The sequence below is a fragment of the Streptomyces sp. NPDC006235 genome, from assembly GCF_040613735.1.
Taxonomy (GTDB): Bacteria; Actinomycetota; Actinomycetes; order Streptomycetales; family Streptomycetaceae; genus Streptomyces.
In genome coordinates this window covers 1-16,790 of sequence record NZ_JBEXSR010000016.1, presented here as the reverse complement: position 1 = coordinate 16,790, position 16,790 = coordinate 1, and the positions used below count along the sequence as shown (strand labels likewise).

General features: G+C 71.4%; 14 protein-coding genes. 11 read left to right on the top strand and 3 right to left on the bottom strand.

Annotation, left to right across the window (positions count from 1 at the left end):
* Positions 1–30: 30 nt before the first annotated feature.
* The 7 genes from ABZ192_RS20125 to ABZ192_RS20095 all read left to right on the top strand — a co-directional run bounded on the left by ABZ192_RS20125 (position 31) and on the right by ABZ192_RS20095 (position 9,313).
* Positions 31–1,971 carry an acyl-CoA dehydrogenase family protein gene (locus ABZ192_RS20125; RefSeq protein WP_356925810.1) on the top strand — a complete coding sequence of 647 codons (1,941 nt, stop codon included), beginning with the start codon at positions 31–33 and terminating at the stop codon, positions 1,969–1,971.
* A 94-nt stretch (positions 1,972–2,065) separates the two neighbouring features.
* A complete protein-coding gene (gene dxr / locus ABZ192_RS20120) occupies positions 2,066–3,322 on the top strand; it encodes a 1-deoxy-D-xylulose-5-phosphate reductoisomerase (RefSeq protein ID WP_356925809.1) in 1,257 nt (418 codons plus the stop codon).
* 8 nt (positions 3,323–3,330) lie between these two features.
* Positions 3,331–4,623, top strand: a complete 1,293-nt coding sequence (locus tag ABZ192_RS20115) for a site-2 protease family protein (RefSeq protein WP_356925920.1) — start codon at positions 3,331–3,333, stop codon at positions 4,621–4,623.
* Positions 4,624–4,791: 168 nt separating this feature from the next.
* Positions 4,792–5,949 (top strand): flavodoxin-dependent (E)-4-hydroxy-3-methylbut-2-enyl-diphosphate synthase, encoded by a 1,158-nt coding sequence (ispG, locus tag ABZ192_RS20110; RefSeq protein ID WP_356925808.1) that lies wholly within the window; start codon positions 4,792–4,794, stop codon positions 5,947–5,949.
* Between the two features lie 181 nt (positions 5,950–6,130).
* Complete coding sequence (locus ABZ192_RS20105; protein ID WP_356925807.1) at positions 6,131–6,979, top strand: GNAT family N-acetyltransferase; 849 nt, start codon at positions 6,131–6,133, stop codon at positions 6,977–6,979.
* Between the two features lie 30 nt (positions 6,980–7,009).
* The gene (locus ABZ192_RS20100) at positions 7,010–7,540 is read left to right on the top strand and encodes a GNAT family N-acetyltransferase (protein WP_356925806.1); all 531 of its coding nucleotides are present in this window, start codon (positions 7,010–7,012) and stop codon (positions 7,538–7,540) included.
* Between the two features lie 72 nt (positions 7,541–7,612).
* Positions 7,613–9,313, top strand: a complete 1,701-nt coding sequence (locus ABZ192_RS20095) for a proline--tRNA ligase (RefSeq protein ID WP_356925805.1) — start codon at positions 7,613–7,615, stop codon at positions 9,311–9,313.
* Between the two features lie 39 nt (positions 9,314–9,352).
* On the opposite strand, the gene ABZ192_RS20090 is transcribed toward ABZ192_RS20095, so the two are convergent.
* The 3 genes from ABZ192_RS20090 to ABZ192_RS20080 are packed head-to-tail and all read right to left on the bottom strand — an operon-like array spanning position 9,353 to position 11,288.
* A complete protein-coding gene (locus ABZ192_RS20090) occupies positions 9,353–10,252 on the bottom strand; it encodes an aminoglycoside phosphotransferase family protein (RefSeq protein WP_356925804.1) in 900 nt (299 codons plus the stop codon).
* 47 nt (positions 10,253–10,299) lie between these two features.
* The gene (locus tag ABZ192_RS20085; RefSeq protein ID WP_356925803.1) at positions 10,300–10,764 is read right to left on the bottom strand and encodes a ferritin-like domain-containing protein; all 465 of its coding nucleotides are present in this window, start codon (positions 10,762–10,764) and stop codon (positions 10,300–10,302) included.
* On the bottom strand, positions 10,761–11,288 hold the full coding sequence (locus ABZ192_RS20080) for a hypothetical protein (RefSeq protein WP_356925802.1): 528 nt from the start codon (positions 11,286–11,288) through the stop codon (positions 10,761–10,763). The genes ABZ192_RS20085 and ABZ192_RS20080 overlap by 4 nt, the downstream gene beginning before the upstream one ends.
* Positions 11,289–11,494: 206 nt before the next feature.
* Here ABZ192_RS20080 and rimP point away from each other — a divergent pair, with 206 nt between their 5' ends.
* The 4 genes from rimP to infB all read left to right on the top strand — a co-directional run bounded on the left by rimP (position 11,495) and on the right by infB (position 16,657).
* Positions 11,495–11,995 (top strand): ribosome maturation factor RimP, encoded by a 501-nt coding sequence (rimP, locus tag ABZ192_RS20075; protein WP_356925801.1) that lies wholly within the window; start codon positions 11,495–11,497, stop codon positions 11,993–11,995.
* A gap of 2 nt (positions 11,996–11,997) precedes the next feature.
* Complete coding sequence (gene nusA / locus ABZ192_RS20070; RefSeq protein WP_356925800.1) at positions 11,998–12,999, top strand: transcription termination factor NusA; 1,002 nt, start codon at positions 11,998–12,000, stop codon at positions 12,997–12,999.
* A 102-nt stretch (positions 13,000–13,101) separates the two neighbouring features.
* Positions 13,102–13,398 carry a YlxR family protein gene (locus ABZ192_RS20065; RefSeq protein ID WP_356925799.1) on the top strand — a complete coding sequence of 99 codons (297 nt, stop codon included), beginning with the start codon at positions 13,102–13,104 and terminating at the stop codon, positions 13,396–13,398.
* Positions 13,399–13,546: 148 nt separating this feature from the next.
* Entirely contained in the window at positions 13,547–16,657 is a 3,111-nt protein-coding gene (gene infB / locus ABZ192_RS20060) for a translation initiation factor IF-2 (RefSeq protein ID WP_356925798.1), read from the top strand.
* The last annotated feature ends 133 nt before the right edge of the window (positions 16,658–16,790 follow it).

The following is a 16,790-nucleotide window of genomic DNA, read 5'->3' as shown; positions in this document are numbered from 1 at the left end:
AACATCCCTATATGCGGCGAGGTGGCTCTCATGTCCGCTTCCACCACCCCCTCTTCCCGTCCCGCCGTCACCGAGCGGGAGGCCCGTGAGGTGGCGGAGGCCGCCCGGGAACAGCACTGGCGCAAGCCCAGCTTCGCCAAGGAGCTCTTCCTCGGCCGCTTCCGGCTCGACCTCATCCACCCCCACCCCCTTCCGGCCGACGAGGCGGTTCAGCGCGGCGAGGAGTTCCTCGCCAAGCTCCGCGACTTCGTCGAGACGAAGGTCGACGCGGCCGTCATCGAGCGCGAGGCCCGGATCCCCGACGAGGTGATCGACGGGCTGAAGGAGCTCGGCGCCTTCGGCATGAAGATCGACACCAAGTACGGCGGTCTCGGCCTCACCCAGGTGTACTACAACAAGGCGCTCTCCCTGGCCGGCTCCGCCAGCCCCGCCATCGGCGTGCTGCTCTCCGCGCACCAGTCGATCGGCGTGCCGCAGCCGCTGAAACTGTTCGGCACACAGGAACAGAAGGAGCGCTTCCTGCCGCGCTGCGCGCGCACGGACATCAGCGCCTTCCTGCTCACCGAGCCCGACGTCGGCTCCGACCCGGCCCGCCTCGCCACCAGCGCCGTGCCCGACGGGGACGACTACGTCCTCGACGGCGTGAAGCTGTGGACCACCAACGGCGTCGTCGCCGACCTGCTGGTCGTCATGGCCCGGGTCCCGAAGAGCGAGGGCCACAAGGGCGGCATCACGGCCTTCGTCGTGGAGACCAACTCGCCCGGCGTCACCGTCGAGAACCGCAACGCCTTCATGGGCCTGCGCGGCATCGAGAACGGCGTCACCCGCTTCCACCAGGTCCGCGTCCCCGCCGCCAACCGCGTCGGCGAGGAGGGCCAGGGCCTGAAGATCGCCCTGACCACGCTCAACACCGGACGGCTCTCGCTGCCCGCCTCCTGCGTCGCGGCCGGCAAGTGGTGCCTGAAGATCGCCCGGGAGTGGTCGGCGGCCCGCGAGCAGTGGGGCAAGCCCGTCGCGCACCACGAGGCGGTCGGCTCCAAGATCTCCTTCATCGCGGCCACCACCTTCGCCCTGGAGGCGGTCACGGACCTGGCCTCGCAGATGGCCGACGAGGACCGCAACGACATCCGCATCGAAGGCGCCCTCGCCAAGCTGTACGCCTCCGAGATGGCCTGGACGATGGCCGACGAACTCGTCCAGATCCGCGGCGGCCGCGGGTTCGAGACGGCCGAGTCCCTCCGGGCCCGCGGCGAGCGCGGCGTCCCCGCCGAGCAGCTCCTGCGCGACCTGCGCATCAACCGCATCTTCGAGGGCTCGACGGAGATCATGCACCTCCTCATCGCCCGCGAGGCCGTCGACGCCCACCTCTCGGTCGCCGGCGACCTCATCGACCCGGAGAAGTCCCTGGGCGACAAGGCCAAGGCGGGCGCCAACGCGGGCGCCTTCTACGCCAAGTGGCTCCCGAAACTGGTCGCGGGCCCGGGCCAGCTTCCCACCTCCTACGCCGAGTTCAAGCACGGCGTGGACCTCTCCGGGCACCTGCGCTACGTCGAGCGCACGGCCCGCAAGCTCGCCCGCTCCACCTTCTACGCCATGTCCCGCTGGCAGGGCCGGATGGAGTCCAAGCAGGGCTTCCTCGGCCGGATCGTCGACATCGGCGCCGAGCTGTTCGCCATGAGCGCGGCCTGCGTCCGTGCCGAACTGCTGCGCAGCCAGGGCGACCACGGCCGCGAGGCCTACCAGCTCGCCGACGTCTTCTGCCGCCAGTCCCGCATCCGGATCGAGGAGCTCTTCAACCGCCTGTGGACCAACACCGACGACCTCGACCGCAAGGTCGTCAAGGGCGTCCTGTCGGGCACGTACGAGTGGCTGGAGCGCGGCATCGTCGACCCGTCGGGCGAGGGACCGTGGATCGCGGACGCGACACCGGGACCGAGCCGGAAGGAGAACGTGCACCGGCCGATCCGGTGACCCGGCCTCCGTGGGGGCGTGAGCCGGCGCGGCGCGCGCCCCCACGGAGGGATGCGCTGTCCTCACACACGATGCTTACGGCAACAATGGAGGAATGAGCGACAGTCCAGCCCCCCTCGCCGACCCGCACCTCGTCTACGACCCCGTAGCGGGCGACGGCCCGAAGGACGTGGTGATCCTCGGCTCCACCGGGTCCATCGGCACGCAGGCCATCGACCTCGTGCTGCGCAACCCCGACCGGTTCCGGGTCACCGGCCTGTCCGCCAACGGCGGCCGGGTCGCCCTCCTCGCCGAGCAGGCGTACCGGCTGCGGGCGCGCACGGTAGCGGTCGCCCGCGAGGACGTCGTACCGGCCCTGCGCGAGGCGCTCACCGCGCAGTACGGCACGGACGAGCCGCTCCCCGAGATCCTCGCCGGCCCGGACGCGGCCACGCAGCTCGCGGCGACCGACTGCCACACCGTCCTGAACGGCATCACCGGCTCCATCGGCCTCGCCCCGACCCTGGCCGCCCTGGAGGCGGGCCGCACCCTCGCGCTCGCCAACAAGGAGTCGCTCATCGTGGGCGGCCCGCTGGTCAAGGCCCTCGCCAAGCCGGGGCAGATCATCCCGGTCGACTCCGAGCACGCCGCCCTCTTCCAGGCCCTGGCCGCCGGCACCCGCGCCGACGTCCGCAAGCTGGTCGTCACCGCCTCCGGCGGCCCTTTCCGCGGCCGGACGAAGGCGGAGCTGGCCCACGTCACCGTCGACGACGCCCTCGCGCACCCGACCTGGGCCATGGGCCCGGTCATCACGATCAACTCCGCGACCCTCGTCAACAAGGGCCTGGAGGTCATCGAGGCGCACCTCCTCTACGACATTCCCTTCGACCGCATTGAGGTGGTCGTGCATCCCCAGTCGTATGTCCACTCGATGGTTGAGTTCACGGATGGATCGACACTGGCCCAGGCGACCCCGCCCGACATGCGCGGGCCCATCGCCATCGGCCTCGGCTGGCCCGAGCGCGTGCCCGACGCGGCGCCCACCTTCGACTGGAGCAAGGCTTCGACCTGGGAGTTCTTCCCGCTCGACACCGAGGCCTTCCCGTCGGTGAATCTCGCGCGGCACGTCGGCGAACTCGCGGGCACCGCCCCGGCGGTGTTCAATGCGGCCAACGAGGAGTGCGTGGAGGCGTTCCGGCAGGGCGCACTGCCCTTCAACGGGATCATGGAGACCGTCACCCGGGTCGTCGAGGAGCACGGCACCCCGCGTACGGGAACCTCACTCACCGTGTCGGACGTCCTCGAAGCGGAGACCTGGGCGCGGACCCGGGCCCGGCAACTGGCGGCACAGACGGCGGAGGCCCGTGCATGACGACCCTGATGTTCATCCTCGGCATAGGTCTCTTCGTGGTCGGCCTGCTGTTCTCGATCGCGTGGCACGAGCTGGGGCACCTGTCCACCGCCAAGCTGTTCGGCATCCGCGTGCCGCAGTACATGGTCGGTTTCGGCCCGACGATCTGGTCGCGGAAGAAGGGTGAGACCGAGTACGGGCTCAAGGCCATCCCCTTCGGCGGCTACATCCGCATGATCGGCATGTTCCCGCCCGGCCCCGACGGCCGGCTGGAGGTCCGCTCCACCTCCCCGTGGCGCGGCATGATCGAGGACGCCCGTTCGGCCGCGTACGAGGAGCTCAGGCCGGGCGACGAGAACCGCATGTTCTACACGCGCGCGCCCTGGAAGCGCGTGATCGTGATGTTCGCGGGCCCCTTCATGAACCTCGTCCTGGCCGTGGCGCTGTTCCTCACCATCCTGATGGGCTTCGGCATCACCCAGCAGACCACCACGGTCAGCTCGGTCTCCCAGTGCGTCATCGCGCAGAGCGAGAACCGCGACAAGTGCGCGAAGGGCGACCCGGCCAGCCCGGCCGCCGCCGCGGGCCTCAAGGCGGGCGACAAGATCGTCTCCTTCAACGGCGTGCCGACCGACGACTGGAACAAGCTGTCCGATCTGATCCGCGCCAACCCCGGCAAGGAGGTGCCGATCGTCGTCGACCGCAAGGGCCAGGACGTCACCCTGCACGCGAAGATCGCCAACAACCAGGTCGCCAAGAAGGACTCCGGCGGGCAGATCGTCGAGGGCGAGTACGTCCAGGCCGGATTCCTCGGATTCAGCGCCGCCACCGGTGTGGTCAAGCAGGACTTCGGCGAGTCCGTGACCTGGATGGGCGACCGGATCGGCGAGGCCGTCGACTCCCTCGCCGCCCTGCCCAGCAAGATCCCGGCCCTGTGGAACGCGGCCTTCGACGGCGCCCCGCGCGAGGCCGACTCCCCGATGGGCGTGGTCGGCGCGGCCCGCGTCGGCGGCGAGATCTTCACCCTCGACATCCCGCCGACCCAGCAGCTGGCCATGGCCCTCATGCTGGTCGCCGGCTTCAACCTCTCCCTGTTCCTGTTCAACATGCTCCCGCTGCTGCCGCTCGACGGCGGCCACATCGCGGGCGCCCTGTGGGAGTCACTGCGCCGCAACACGGCCAAGGTCCTGCGCCGGCCGGACCCGGGCCCCTTCGACGTGGCGAAGCTCATGCCCGTCGCGTACGTGGTCGCCGGGATCTTCATCTGCTTCACGATCCTGGTGCTGATCGCGGACGTGGTTAACCCGGTGAGAATCTCCTAGTCATACGGCGTTCCAGGCGGCTCGGCATACTGTGTGCCGGGCCGCCTCCCATCGGGTGGCAACCCGGGTGGGATGTGCCCGCGCCAGTGCATGTGCCGTAATCTCGAAGCTCGGAGCCCGCTGCTCACGGGACCGGACCTTGATCCACGACTTGGGGTTGCACAGCAGATGACTGCGATTTCTCTCGGCATGCCGTCCGTTCCGACCAAGCTCGCCGAGCGCCGGAAGAGCCGGCAGATCCAGGTCGGATCCGTGGCCGTCGGCGGAGACGCCCCCGTCTCGGTCCAGTCGATGACGACGACGCGTACGTCCGACATCGGCGCGACCCTCCAGCAGATCGCCGAACTCACCGCCTCCGGCTGCCAGATCGTCCGCGTCGCCTGCCCGACCCAGGACGACGCCGACGCCCTCGCCACCATCGCCCGCAAGTCGCAGATCCCGGTCATCGCCGACATCCACTTCCAGCCGAAGTACGTCTTCGCCGCGATCGAGGCCGGCTGCGCGGCGGTCCGCGTCAACCCCGGCAACATCAAGCAGTTCGACGACAAGGTCAAGGAGATCGCCAAGGCGGCCCGGGACCACGGCACCCCGATCCGCATCGGCGTCAACGCTGGCTCCCTCGACAAGCGCCTGCTCCAGAAGTACGGCAAGGCGACCCCCGAGGCCCTGGTCGAGTCGGCCCTGTGGGAGGCGTCCCTCTTCGAGGAGCACGACTTCCGGGACATCAAGATCTCCGTCAAGCACAACGACCCGGTCGTGATGATCGAGGCGTACAAGCAGCTCGCCGAGAGTTGTGACTACCCGCTGCACCTCGGCGTCACGGAGGCCGGTCCCGCCTTCCAGGGCACGATCAAGTCGGCGGTCGCCTTCGGCGCGCTGCTCAGCCAGGGCATCGGCGACACCATCCGCGTCTCCCTGAGCGCGCCCCCGGCCGAGGAGGTGAAGGTCGGCCTCCAGATCCTGGAGTCGCTGGGCCTCAAGGAGCGCGGCCTGGAGATCGTCTCCTGCCCGTCCTGCGGCCGCGCCCAGGTCGACGTCTACAAGCTGGCCGAAGAGGTCACGGCCGGTCTCACCGGCATGGAGGTCCCCCTCCGCGTCGCCGTCATGGGCTGCGTCGTCAACGGCCCCGGCGAGGCCCGCGAGGCCGACCTCGGCGTCGCCTCCGGCAACGGCAAGGGCCAGATCTTCGTCAAGGGCGAGGTCATCAAGACCGTCCCCGAGTCCAAGATCGTCGAGACCCTGATCGAAGAAGCGATGAAGCTCGCCGAGCAGATGGAACAGGACGGCGTCGCCTCGGGCGAACCGTCGGTGGCGGTAGCGGGCTGAGGTTTTCAGAGTCGCCGGGTTTCCCTGCGTCCTGCTTGGGGGCGCGGGGAACTGCGCGACAAGCCACAACGAACCCGCACCCGCCGACAAACCCCCCGCTCCCGAGCTCGAAGGCGCCCCGCCCAAGCAGCGCAGCTATAGTGCGGAGACCAAGCAGACCCGAGTGTGTGAGGCCCCGCCCGTGTTGACGCAGACGACCTCCCGGGTCCTCGAACCGAGCGACCTGGACGCCGCGCTCGCCATACTCGACCGCGAGCCCGTCGCGAACGCCTTCGTGACCTCCCGCGTGCAGATCGCCGGCCTCGACCCCTGGCGGCTCGGCGGGGAGATGTGGGGCTGGTACGAGGACGGCATGCTGACGTCCCTGTGCTACGCGGGCGCCAACCTCGTCCCCATCTGCGCCACTCCGCGCGCCGTCCGCGCCTTCGCCGACCGCGCCCGCCGGGCCGGCCGCCGCTGCTCCTCCATCGTCGGACCGGCCGCCTCCACCGCCGACCTGTGGCGGCTGCTGGAACCCCAGTGGGGCCCGGCCCGCGACGTGCGCCGCCACCAGCCGCTCATGGTCACCGACCGCCTGCCGGCCGGCATCGCCCCGGACCCCTACGTCCGTCGCGTCCGCAAGGACGAGATGGAGAAGATCATGCCGGCGTGCGTGGCGATGTTCACCGAGGAGGTCGGCGTCTCCCCGCTGGCCGGCGACGGCGGCCTGCTCTACCAGGCCCGCGTCGCCGAACTCGTCGGATCCGGCCGCGCCTTCGCCCGCTTCGACGCGGACGGCAAGGTCGTCTTCAAGGCCGAGATCGGTGCCGCGACCGACCGCGCCTGCCAGATCCAGGGCGTCTGGGTCGCCCCCGAGTACCGGGGCACCGGCCTGGCGGCGCCCGGCATGGCAGCGGTCCTGCGCTACGCCCTGGCCGACGTGGCCCCGGTGGCGAGCCTGTACGTCAACGACTTCAACACGGCGGCCCGCAGGACGTACCAGAGGGTGGGCTTCCAAGAGGTCGGCGCCTTCATGAGCGTGCTGTTCTGACAACTCGAAGCCCCCTGTAGGCTCCCCGCCATGGACCTGGTGATCGGCCCCCTCGACCTCTCCGCCCACGTCGACGAGGCCCTGGAAGTCCAAGCCGTGGCATTCGGGCTGGGCCCCGACGAAGTCGCAGTCCGCCGCCAGATCGTCCTGCGCCACATGACCTACCCGGGCGCCCGTGCCCTCGGCGCGACAGCCGACGGCAAGCTCGTGGGCTTCGTCTACGGCATGCCCAACGACCGCGCCCACTGGTGGTCCACCGTCGTGGAGCCGTACCTCAGGGCGAACCACCACGACCACTGGCTCGACGACGCCTTCGTGATCACCGAACTGCACGTCCACCCCGCCCACCAGAACCGCGGCATCGGGCGTTCCCTGATCACCACGATCACCGACGCCGCCGCGGAACCCCGCTCGATCCTCTCCGCGATCGACACCGAGAGCCCCGCCCGCGCGCTCTACCGCTCCCTCGGCTACCGGGACCTCGCCCGCCAGGTCCTCTTCCCGAGCGCCCCCAAGCCGTACGCGGTGATGGGCGCTCCGCTCCCGCTGCGCCGCCGCTAACCGATTTCCGCCGCCCGGTGCCCCCCGGATAACCTCCTGCCATCACCCACACGCAGCAGGAGCAGAGAAGCCATGGCGAACGTACCGGTCCAGCGCATGTCCCAGTTGATGGCGAAGACGTTGCGCGACGACCCGGCGGACGCCGAGGTCCTCAGCCACAAGCTCCTCGTCCGCGCCGGGTACGTGCGCCGCACCGCCGCCGGGATCTGGAGCTGGCTGCCGCTCGGCAAGCGGGTCCTGGCCAACGTGGAACGCATCGTCCGTGAGGAGATGGACGCCGTCGGCGCCCAGGAGGTGCTGCTCCCCGCCATCCTGCCGCGCGAGCCCTACGAGGCCACCGGCCGCTGGGAGGAGTACGGCCCCGAGCTGTTCCGCCTCCAGGACCGCAAGGGCGGCGACTACCTCCTCGGCCCCACCCACGAGGAGATCTTCACCCTGCTGGTGAAGGACCAGGCGTCCTCCTACAAGGACCTGCCGGTGATCCTCTACCAGATCCAGAACAAGTACCGCGACGAGGCCCGGCCCCGCGCCGGCATCCTGCGCGGCCGCGAGTTCCTCATGAAGGACTCCTACTCCTTCGACACCGAGGACGAGGGCCTCGCCCGCTCCTACGCCCTGCACCGCGAGGCCTACCAGAAGATCTTCGCGCGCCTCGGCCTCGACTACCGCATCTGCGCCGCCACCGCCGGCGCGATGGGCGGCTCCAAGTCCGAGGAGTTCCTCGCCCCGGCCGAAGCCGGCGAGGACACCTTCGCCGACTGCCCGAACTGCGACTTCGCCGCCAACACCGAGGCGATCACGTACGAGCTGAAGCCCGTCGACGCCGCGGACGTCCCCGCCGCCGAGGACATCCCGACCCCCGACACCCCGACCATCGAGACCCTCGCCGCCTCCCTCGGCGTCCCGGCCTCGGCCACGCTGAAGAACCTCCTCGTCAAGGTCGACGGCGAGATCGTCGCCGTGGGTGTCCCCGGCGACCGCGAGGTCGACATGGACAAGGTCGAGGCGCACTTCGCCCCCGCCGTCGTCGAACTCGTCACCGAGACGGACTTCGCGGCCCGCCCCGACCTGGTCCGCGGCTACGTCGGACCGCAGGGCCTGGACAAGGTCACGTACATCGCCGACCCGCGCGTCGCCCCGGGCACCTCCTGGATCACCGGCGCCAACAAGCCCGGCACGCACACCAAGAACGTCGTCGCGGACCGCGACTTCGAGGTCGACCGTTACGTCGACGTCGTGGTCGTGCAGGAGGGCGACCCCTGCCCGAAGTGCGGCACGGGCCTCGTCCTCGACCGGGCCATCGAGATCGGCCACATCTTCCAGCTGGGCCGCAAGTACACCGACGCCCTCAAGCTCGACGTCCTCGGCCAGAACGGCAAGCCGGTCCGCGTCACCATGGGCTCCTACGGCATCGGCGTCTCCCGAGCGGTCGCCGCCATCGCCGAGCAGAGCGCCGACGACAAGGGTCTGTGCTGGCCCAAGGAGGTCGCCCCGGCCGACGTCCACGTGGTCGCCGCCGGCAAGGCCCTCCAGACCGAACTGGCCCTCGACATCTCCCAGAAGCTGGCCGCCGCCGGTGTCCGCGTCCTGGTCGACGACCGCGCCGGCGTCTCCCCGGGCGTCAAGTTCACCGACTCCGAGCTGATGGGGGTACCGCAGATCCTGGTGGCCGGGCGGCGCGCGGGCGACGGCGTGGTGGAACTGAAGGACCGCCGCACCGGCGAGCGTGAGGAGCTGACGGTCGAGGAGGCCGTCGCACGGCTCACCGCTTGAGCGCCCTGGCCCCGTGAGCGCTCCGGACCTGCGGAGCGCTCACAGCCAGCCCGCGAACTCCAGCAGCAACTCCGCGTCCCGCGGGCGTCCGACCCGCCCCGCCCGCACACCCGACTCCACGGCCCGGAACAGCGTCCAGCCGCGCAGCCGCTCCTGGTCGACGTCCAGGGACTCGGCCAGCCGCTTCACCCGGCGCCGGGTCGTCGCCGCCCCGGACGGCTGGGCGATCAGGTCCTCCACCCGGTCGCGGACCAGCCGGGCCAGATCGAAGGCGCACTCGCCGACCACCGGGTCGGGCCCCACGGCCAGCCACGGCATCCGCTCGCCGGCGAGCACCTTGCTCTGCCGGAACGTGCCGTGCAACAGCCGGTGTTCGCGCGGCGCGGCCAGCAGTTCGTCGCGCGCCGCGAGCGCCAAGTCCACCAGCGGGGCCACCGCGGGATCGTCCTGCGCCCGCGCCCGCATCACCTCGGCCTGCCGCCCGGTCCGCTCGGCCACCGTCTCGAAGGGGAAGCCGGGGGGCGGCTCCACCCACAGCCGCCGCAGCGTCCCCGCCGCCTCCAGCAGCGCCTTCGCCTCCGGCAGGGACCGCACCGACACATCCGGATGCAGCCGCTCCAGCAGCAGCACGCCCTCGGTCCGACCGGGTTCGAGCAGCTGTACGGCACCCCGCCCGGCCCAGTGCGCGAGCGCGGCCCGCTCCGCCTCCGGGCGGGCCCGGCCCGGCGCCAGCTTCAGCACGGCGGGCGTGCCGTCCGCCGTCCGCACCAGCACGACCAGGCTGCTGCGCCCGCCGGGCACCTGCACCCGCTCCACGGTCAACTCGCGTAGCGCGACGGCCTGCTGCGCCGCCCCGGGCAGCTTCTCCAGCCAGTCGTCACCCTCCGGTGCCGTCTCACCGAGCGCCCTGACCAGACGCTTCGGCGGTTCGAAAACCATGCGCGAGTCGTTCCCTTCGTGCTGTCCGCGGTGCGTGCCCTGCGCGGTCACGCCGTCGGCGCCGCCAGGGGCGGGGCCGTGCCGGCCCGCTCGGCGAGCCCAGGGAAGGCTACGCTCTCGCCGCGCCAGCGCACCGCCCGCACCGCCGCCTCCCGCAGCGCCTCGGCGGCCAGGGCCCGCCGGGCGCCGCCCGCCGCGCGCACCAGGTCCGAGTACACCCCGGCCACCCGGTCCTCCAGCTCGGCGGCGAGCCGCACGGCCGCCGCCGCGTCCGGCACCGGGAAGGGCAGCGCGTACCCGGCGGCCGCCGCCACGGGCCTGCCGCCCAGGTCCTTCACCTCGCGCACCAGCGCGTCCCGGCGCGATCGGTGCGCGTCGTACGCCGTCCGTGCCTCGGCGCGCTGCCCCTCGCCGATCCGGCCGCCGACGACGCCGTAGCCGTACACCGCCGCGTGCTCGGCGGCCAGCGCCGCCTGCAGGGCCCGCAGCTCCCGGTCCTTCGCCTCGCTCACGCGCCACCCTCCGTCAGCAGATACACGTGCGCCGCCCCGGCCGCCGCCACCGAGGCCAGCAGCCGCGCCAGCTCGCCCGGGACGTCGAGCAGCGCCTTGGTCCGCCGGTCGGCGAGCTCCCGTTCCGCGGCGGCGAGGGCGGCGAGCGCGTCCTTGTCGCTGCCCGGCACGGCGGCGGCCGAGGGGGACGCGGATGAGGAGGAGGGGGAGGGAGACGCCTTCCGGCCCGGCCCCCCTCCGAAGGCCCGCGCATGCCGCACGGACTCCTCCCGCAGCGGGCGCAGCCGCTCCGCGAGCCCCGGATGGGCGGTGATCACGGCGTCGTACCGCTCCACCAGCCCCTCGCTGTCCCGCGCCGCACGCGCGCGTGCCCGGCGCTCGGCCGCCGACGGGCCGTCTTCCGGGGCACCCGGAGCGTCGCCCCCGGCGGTGCAGCCCGCCAGCGCGAGAGCCGCCGGGCCGACGGCGAGCAGAGTCCTTCTGCGCGGCCCCGACCGGGCGCGCGGAGATGAGGGGAACGGCACGTCAGACGTCCTCGGGGGGCTCGTACGAGAAAGAAACGGCTCTGAGGGCTGAACGCCCGTGATCACGGTACCCGGGCCCCCGCCCGGGACCACTCAGCGGCACCGTTCGTCACCGGGTGGACGGCAACACACCCCGCGACCGGATACCCTTTGACCAGACACGCGACCCATCCCACAACAGCACACGCGGCCGAGGAGTCACCCGGATGAGCACCACCCAGAGCGAGAGGCTGCGAAAACTGCTGGAACCGCTCGTCACATCCCAGGGCCTGGATCTCGAAGAGATCGAAGTGGACTCCGTCGGACGCAAGCGTGTGCTGCGCGTCGTCGTCGACTCGGACACGGGCGCCGACCTGGACCAGATCGCCGATGTGAGCCGCGCGCTCTCGGCGAAGCTCGACGAGACGGACGCGATGGGCGAGGGGGAGTACACCCTGGAGGTCGGCACCCCGGGCGCGGAGCGCCTCCTCACGGAACACCGGCACTACGTCCGCGCCACGGACCGCCTGGTGAAGTTCCAGCTGGCCGAGGGCGGCGAGCTGGTCGCCAGGATCCTCAAGGTCGACGACGAGGGAATCGACACCGAGGTGCCCGGGGTCAAGGGCCGCAAGGCCACCGCGCGCAGACTCGCCTTCGACGACATCGTCCGGGCACGCGTCCAGGTCGAGTTCAGCCGCAAGGACAACAAGAAGGAAGAGGAGGCGTAGCCGTGGACATCGACATGAGTGCCCTGCGGGGCTTGGTTCGGGAGAAGGAGATCTCCTTCGACCTGCTGGTCGAGGCGATCGAATCGGCCCTCCTCATCGCCTACCACCGCACCGAGGGAAGCCGCCGTCACGCGCGCGTGGAGCTCAACCGGGAGACCGGCCATGTGACCGTGTGGGCGAAGGAGGACCCCGACGACCTCGAGGAGGGCCAGGAGCCCCGCGAGTTCGACGACACCCCGTCCGGTTTCGGCCGTATCGCCGCCACCACGGCCAAGCAGGTCATCCTGCAGCGCCTGCGCGACGCCGAGGACGACGCGACGCTCGGCGAGTACGCCGGCCGCGAGGGCGACATCGTCACCGGCGTGGTCCAGCAGGGCCGCGACCCGAAGAACGTGCTCGTCGACATCGGCAGGCTGGAAGCCATCCTGCCGGTCCAGGAGCAGGTGCCGGGCGAGACCTACCCGCACGGCATGCGGCTGCGGTCGTACGTCGTCCGGGTGGCCAAGGGTGTCCGCGGCCCGTCCGTGACGCTGTCGCGGACGCACCCCAATCTGGTGAAGAAGCTCTTCGCCCTGGAGGTGCCGGAGATCGCCGACGGCTCCGTGGAGATCTCCGCGATCGCCCGTGAGGCCGGTCACCGCACGAAGATCGCCGTACGGTCCACCCGGTCCGGCCTGAACGCCAAGGGCGCCTGCATCGGCCCCATGGGCGGCCGTGTGCGCAACGTGATGGGCGAGCTGAACGGCGAGAAGATCGACATCGTCGACTGGTCCGAGGACCCGGCCGAGATGGTGGCGAACGCGCTGTCCCCGGCGCGTGTCTCCAAGGTGGAGATCGTGGACATGGCGACCCGGTCGGCCCGGGTGACCGTGCCCGACTACCAGCTGTCCCTGGCCATCGGCAAGGAGGGGCAGAACGCCCGCCTCGCGGCCCGGCTGACCGGCTGGCGGATCGACATCCGGCCGGACACCGAACCGGCCGGGGACGACCGGGCCGGGGAATAGATCCAAGCCGCGGGTCGTTCAGATCACGACAGGTTCGGGCCCGGCAACTGTTCGAATGCTGCCCCAAAGGGGTGAGGCGCCTACGGGGAGGTAGACTTAACGGTGTCTGGCCGGACGCGCACCCGCGCATGCCCTGAACGCACCTGTGTGGGGTGTCGGGAGCGAGTGGCCAAGGCCGATCTGTTGCGGATCGTGTTGATCGAGGGCGCATGTGTCCCTGATCCACGCGGTACGCTGCCCGGCCGGGGTGCGTATGTGCATCCCACACCGGTCTGTCTCGACCAGGCGGTTCGCCGCCGGGCGTTCACGAGGGCACTGCGCGCCCCGGGAGCGCCCGACACAAAGGCGTTGCGCCAATACGTCGAGCAGACAACAGTTGCCGATCAGGCAACACGGTAAGAACGTGCCGTACGGAAGCCCCCGTGCGGTCTAGGTACCTCGCGAGTCGAAAGCAGGTCGAGATTGCGATGAGCACTCGATGAGTACGCGATGAGTACGCCCATGAACTAGCGACGGTCCGGCTTCACCCGGACCTCAAAGGAGCGAAGTGGCTAAGGTCCGGGTCTACGAACTCGCCAAGGAGTTCGGTGTCGAGAGCAAGGTCGTCATGGCCAAGCTCCAGGAGCTCGGTGAATTCGTCCGTTCGGCGTCTTCGACCATCGAAGCGCCGGTTGTACGCAAGCTGACGGACGCCCTCCAGCAGGGCAACGGAGGCGGCAAGCCCGCCCCCGCACGCAAGGCTGCCCCGGCGAAGCCGGCAGCCCCTTCCCCGGCGCAGGCTGCCCGTCCGGCCGCCCCGCGCCCGCCGGCCCCCAAGCCGGCAGCCGCCGAGAAGCCCGCGGCTCCGGCCGCACCGGCCACTCCCGGCCCCCGTCCCACCCCGGGCCCGAAGCCCGCGCCGCGGCCCGCCCCGGCGTCCCCGGCTCCGACCGCGCCCGAGTTCACGGCACCCCCGGCGGCTCCCTCCTCGCAGGGTTCGTCGCAGGGCTCCTCGCAGGGTTCCGGTCCGCGTCCGGGCGCCCCGCGTCCGGCCGGCCAGTCGCCGCGTCCGGGTGCCCCGCGTCCGAGTGGCTCCGGTCAGGGCGGCCAGGGCCGTGGTGACCGCGGCGAGCGCCCCGGCGCCTCGCGTCCGGGTGGCGGCGCCCCGCGCCCCGGTGCCCGTCCCGCGGGTCCCCGTCCGGGCAACAACCCGTTCACCTCTGGTGGTTCCACCGGCATGGCGCGCCCCCAGGCGCCCCGTCCGGGCGGTGCCCCGCGTCCCGGCGGCCCCGGTGCCCCCGGCGGCGCGCAGCGTCCGCAGGGCCAGGGCCAGGGCGGTCCCCGTCCGCAGGGCGCGGGCGGCGGTCCTCGTCCGCAGGCTCCGGGCGGCGCGCGTCCCACTCCGGGCGGCATGCCCCGTCCGCAGGGCGGCGGTCCGCGTCCCGGCGGCGGTCCCGGCGGTCCGCGTCCCAATCCCGGCATGATGCCGCAGCGTCCGGCTGCCGGTCCGCGTCCCGGTGGCGGTGGCCCCGGCGGCCGCGGTCCCGGTGGCGGCGGTCGTCCCGGTGGCGGCGGCGGTCGCCCGGGTGGCGGCGGCTTCGCGGGTCGTCCCGGTGGCGGCGGCGGTGGCGGTTTCGCCGGCCGTCCCGGTGGTCCCGGTGGCGGTGGCGGCGGTTTCGCCGGCCGTCCGGGTGGCGGCGGTGGCCGTCCCGGCTTCGGCGGTCGTCCGGGTGGTCCCGGTGGCCGTGGTGGCACGCAGGGCGCCTTCGGTCGTCCCGGCGGTCCCGCGCGTCGTGGTCGCAAGTCGAAGCGGCAGAGGCGCCAGGAGTACGAGGCCATGCAGGCCCCGTCGGTCGGCGGTGTGATGCTGCCTCGCGGCAACGGCGAGACCGTTCGCCTGTCGCGCGGTGCCTCGCTCACCGACTTCGCGGAGAAGATCAACGCCAACCCGGCGTCGCTCGTCGCGGTCATGATGAACCTCGGCGAGATGGTCACGGCCACGCAGTCCGTCTCCGACGAGACGCTCCAGCTCCTCGCCGACGAGATGAACTACACGGTTCAGATCGTCAGCCCGGAGGAGGAGGACCGCGAGCTCCTCGAGTCCTTCGACATCGAGTTCGGCGAGGACGAGGGCGACGAGGAGGACCTGATGGTCCGCCCGCCGGTCGTCACCGTCATGGGTCACGTCGACCACGGTAAGACCCGGCTCCTCGACGCCATCCGCAAGACGAACGTCATCGCGGGCGAGGCCGGCGGCATCACCCAGCACATCGGTGCCTACCAGGTCGCGACCGAGGTCAACGACGAAGAGCGCAAGATCACCTTCATCGACACCCCGGGTCACGAGGCGTTCACCGCCATGCGTGCCCGTGGTGCGCGGTCGACGGACATCGCGATCCTGGTCGTCGCGGCCAACGACGGCGTCATGCCGCAGACGGTCGAGGCGCTCAACCACGCCAAGGCGGCCGACGTCCCGATCGTCGTCGCGGTCAACAAGATCGACGTCGAGGGTGCGGACCCGACCAAGGTGCGCGGTCAGCTGACCGAGTACGGCCTCGTGGCCGAGGAGTACGGCGGCGACACCATGTTCGTCGACATCTCCGCCAAGCAGGGTCTGAACATCGACTCCCTGCTGGAGGCCGTGGTCCTCACGGCCGATGCCTCGCTCGACCTTCGGGCCAACCCGAACCAGGACGCGCAGGGCATCGCGATCGAGTCCCGTCTCGACCGCGGCCGTGGTGCCGTGTCGACGGTCCTCGTCCAGCGCGGCACGCTGCGGGTCGGCGACACCATGGTGGTCGGCGACGCGTACGGCCGGGTCCGGGCCATGCACGACGACAACGGCAACCTCGTCACCGAGGCCGGCCCGTCGACGCCGGTGCAGGTCCTGGGTCTGACCAACGTCCCGGGTGCCGGCGACAACTTCCTCGTCGTCGACGAGGACCGTACGGCCCGTCAGATCGCGGAGAAGCGTGCGGCGCGCGAGCGCAACGCGGCCTTCGCGAAGCGCACGCGCCGTGTGTCGCTGGAGGACCTGGACAAGGTGCTGAAGGCCGGCGAGGTCCAGCAGCTGAACCTGATCATCAAGGGTGACGCTTCCGGTTCCGTCGAGGCACTCGAGTCCTCCCTGCTCCAGCTGGACGTCGGCGAAGAGGTCGACATCCGCGTCCTGCACCGCGGCGTCGGTGCGGTCACGGAGTCCGACATCGACCTGGCGATGGGCTCGGACGCCATCGTGATCGGCTTCAACGTGCGCGCCGCCGGGCGTGCGCAGCAGATGGCCGAGCGCGAGGGCGTGGACGTCCGGTACTACTCGGTCATCTACCAGGCGATCGAGGAGATCGAGGCGGCCCTCAAGGGCATGCTCAAGCCGGAGTACGAAGAGGTCGAGCTCGGTACGGCGGAGATCCGCGAGGTCTTCAAGTCGTCCAAGCTGGGCAACATCGCGGGTGTTCTCATCCGCTCCGGCGAGGTCAAGCGCAACACCAAGGCCCGCCTCATCCGCGACGGCAAGGTGGTCGCGGAGAACCTCAACATCGAGGGCCTGCGTCGCTTCAAGGACGACGTCACCGAGATCCGCGAAGGGTTCGAGGGCGGTATCAACCTCGGCAACTTCAACGACATCAAGGTCGACGACGTCATCGCGACGTACGAGATGCGCGAGAAGCCGCGGGTGTAACCCACGGTTCCCAGACCGGCCGACGGGGCCCCGCCCCGTCGGCCAGCGTAACCCGCACGTCCATCCGGCTGTTGCACTTGGCATGTTCGGCGACTCTCGCCCCGTCCCGCTCCCCCGTCGGCCGCTCGACGCG

Coding starts and splice junctions, on each gene's coding strand:
- ABZ192_RS20125 (WP_356925810.1), top strand. CDS start 31: ATGTCCGCTTCCACCACCCCCTCTTCCCGTCCCGCCGTCACCGAGCGG.
- dxr (WP_356925809.1), top strand. CDS start 2,066: ATGAGCGACAGTCCAGCCCCCCTCGCCGACCCGCACCTCGTCTACGAC.
- ABZ192_RS20115 (WP_356925920.1), top strand. CDS start 3,331: ATGTTCATCCTCGGCATAGGTCTCTTCGTGGTCGGCCTGCTGTTCTCG.
- ispG (WP_356925808.1), top strand. CDS start 4,792: ATGACTGCGATTTCTCTCGGCATGCCGTCCGTTCCGACCAAGCTCGCC.
- ABZ192_RS20100 (WP_356925806.1), top strand. CDS start 7,010: ATGGACCTGGTGATCGGCCCCCTCGACCTCTCCGCCCACGTCGACGAG.
- ABZ192_RS20095 (WP_356925805.1), top strand. CDS start 7,613: ATGGCGAACGTACCGGTCCAGCGCATGTCCCAGTTGATGGCGAAGACG.
- ABZ192_RS20090 (WP_356925804.1), bottom strand. CDS start 10,252: ATGGTTTTCGAACCGCCGAAGCGTCTGGTCAGGGCGCTCGGTGAGACG.
- rimP (WP_356925801.1), top strand. CDS start 11,495: ATGAGCACCACCCAGAGCGAGAGGCTGCGAAAACTGCTGGAACCGCTC.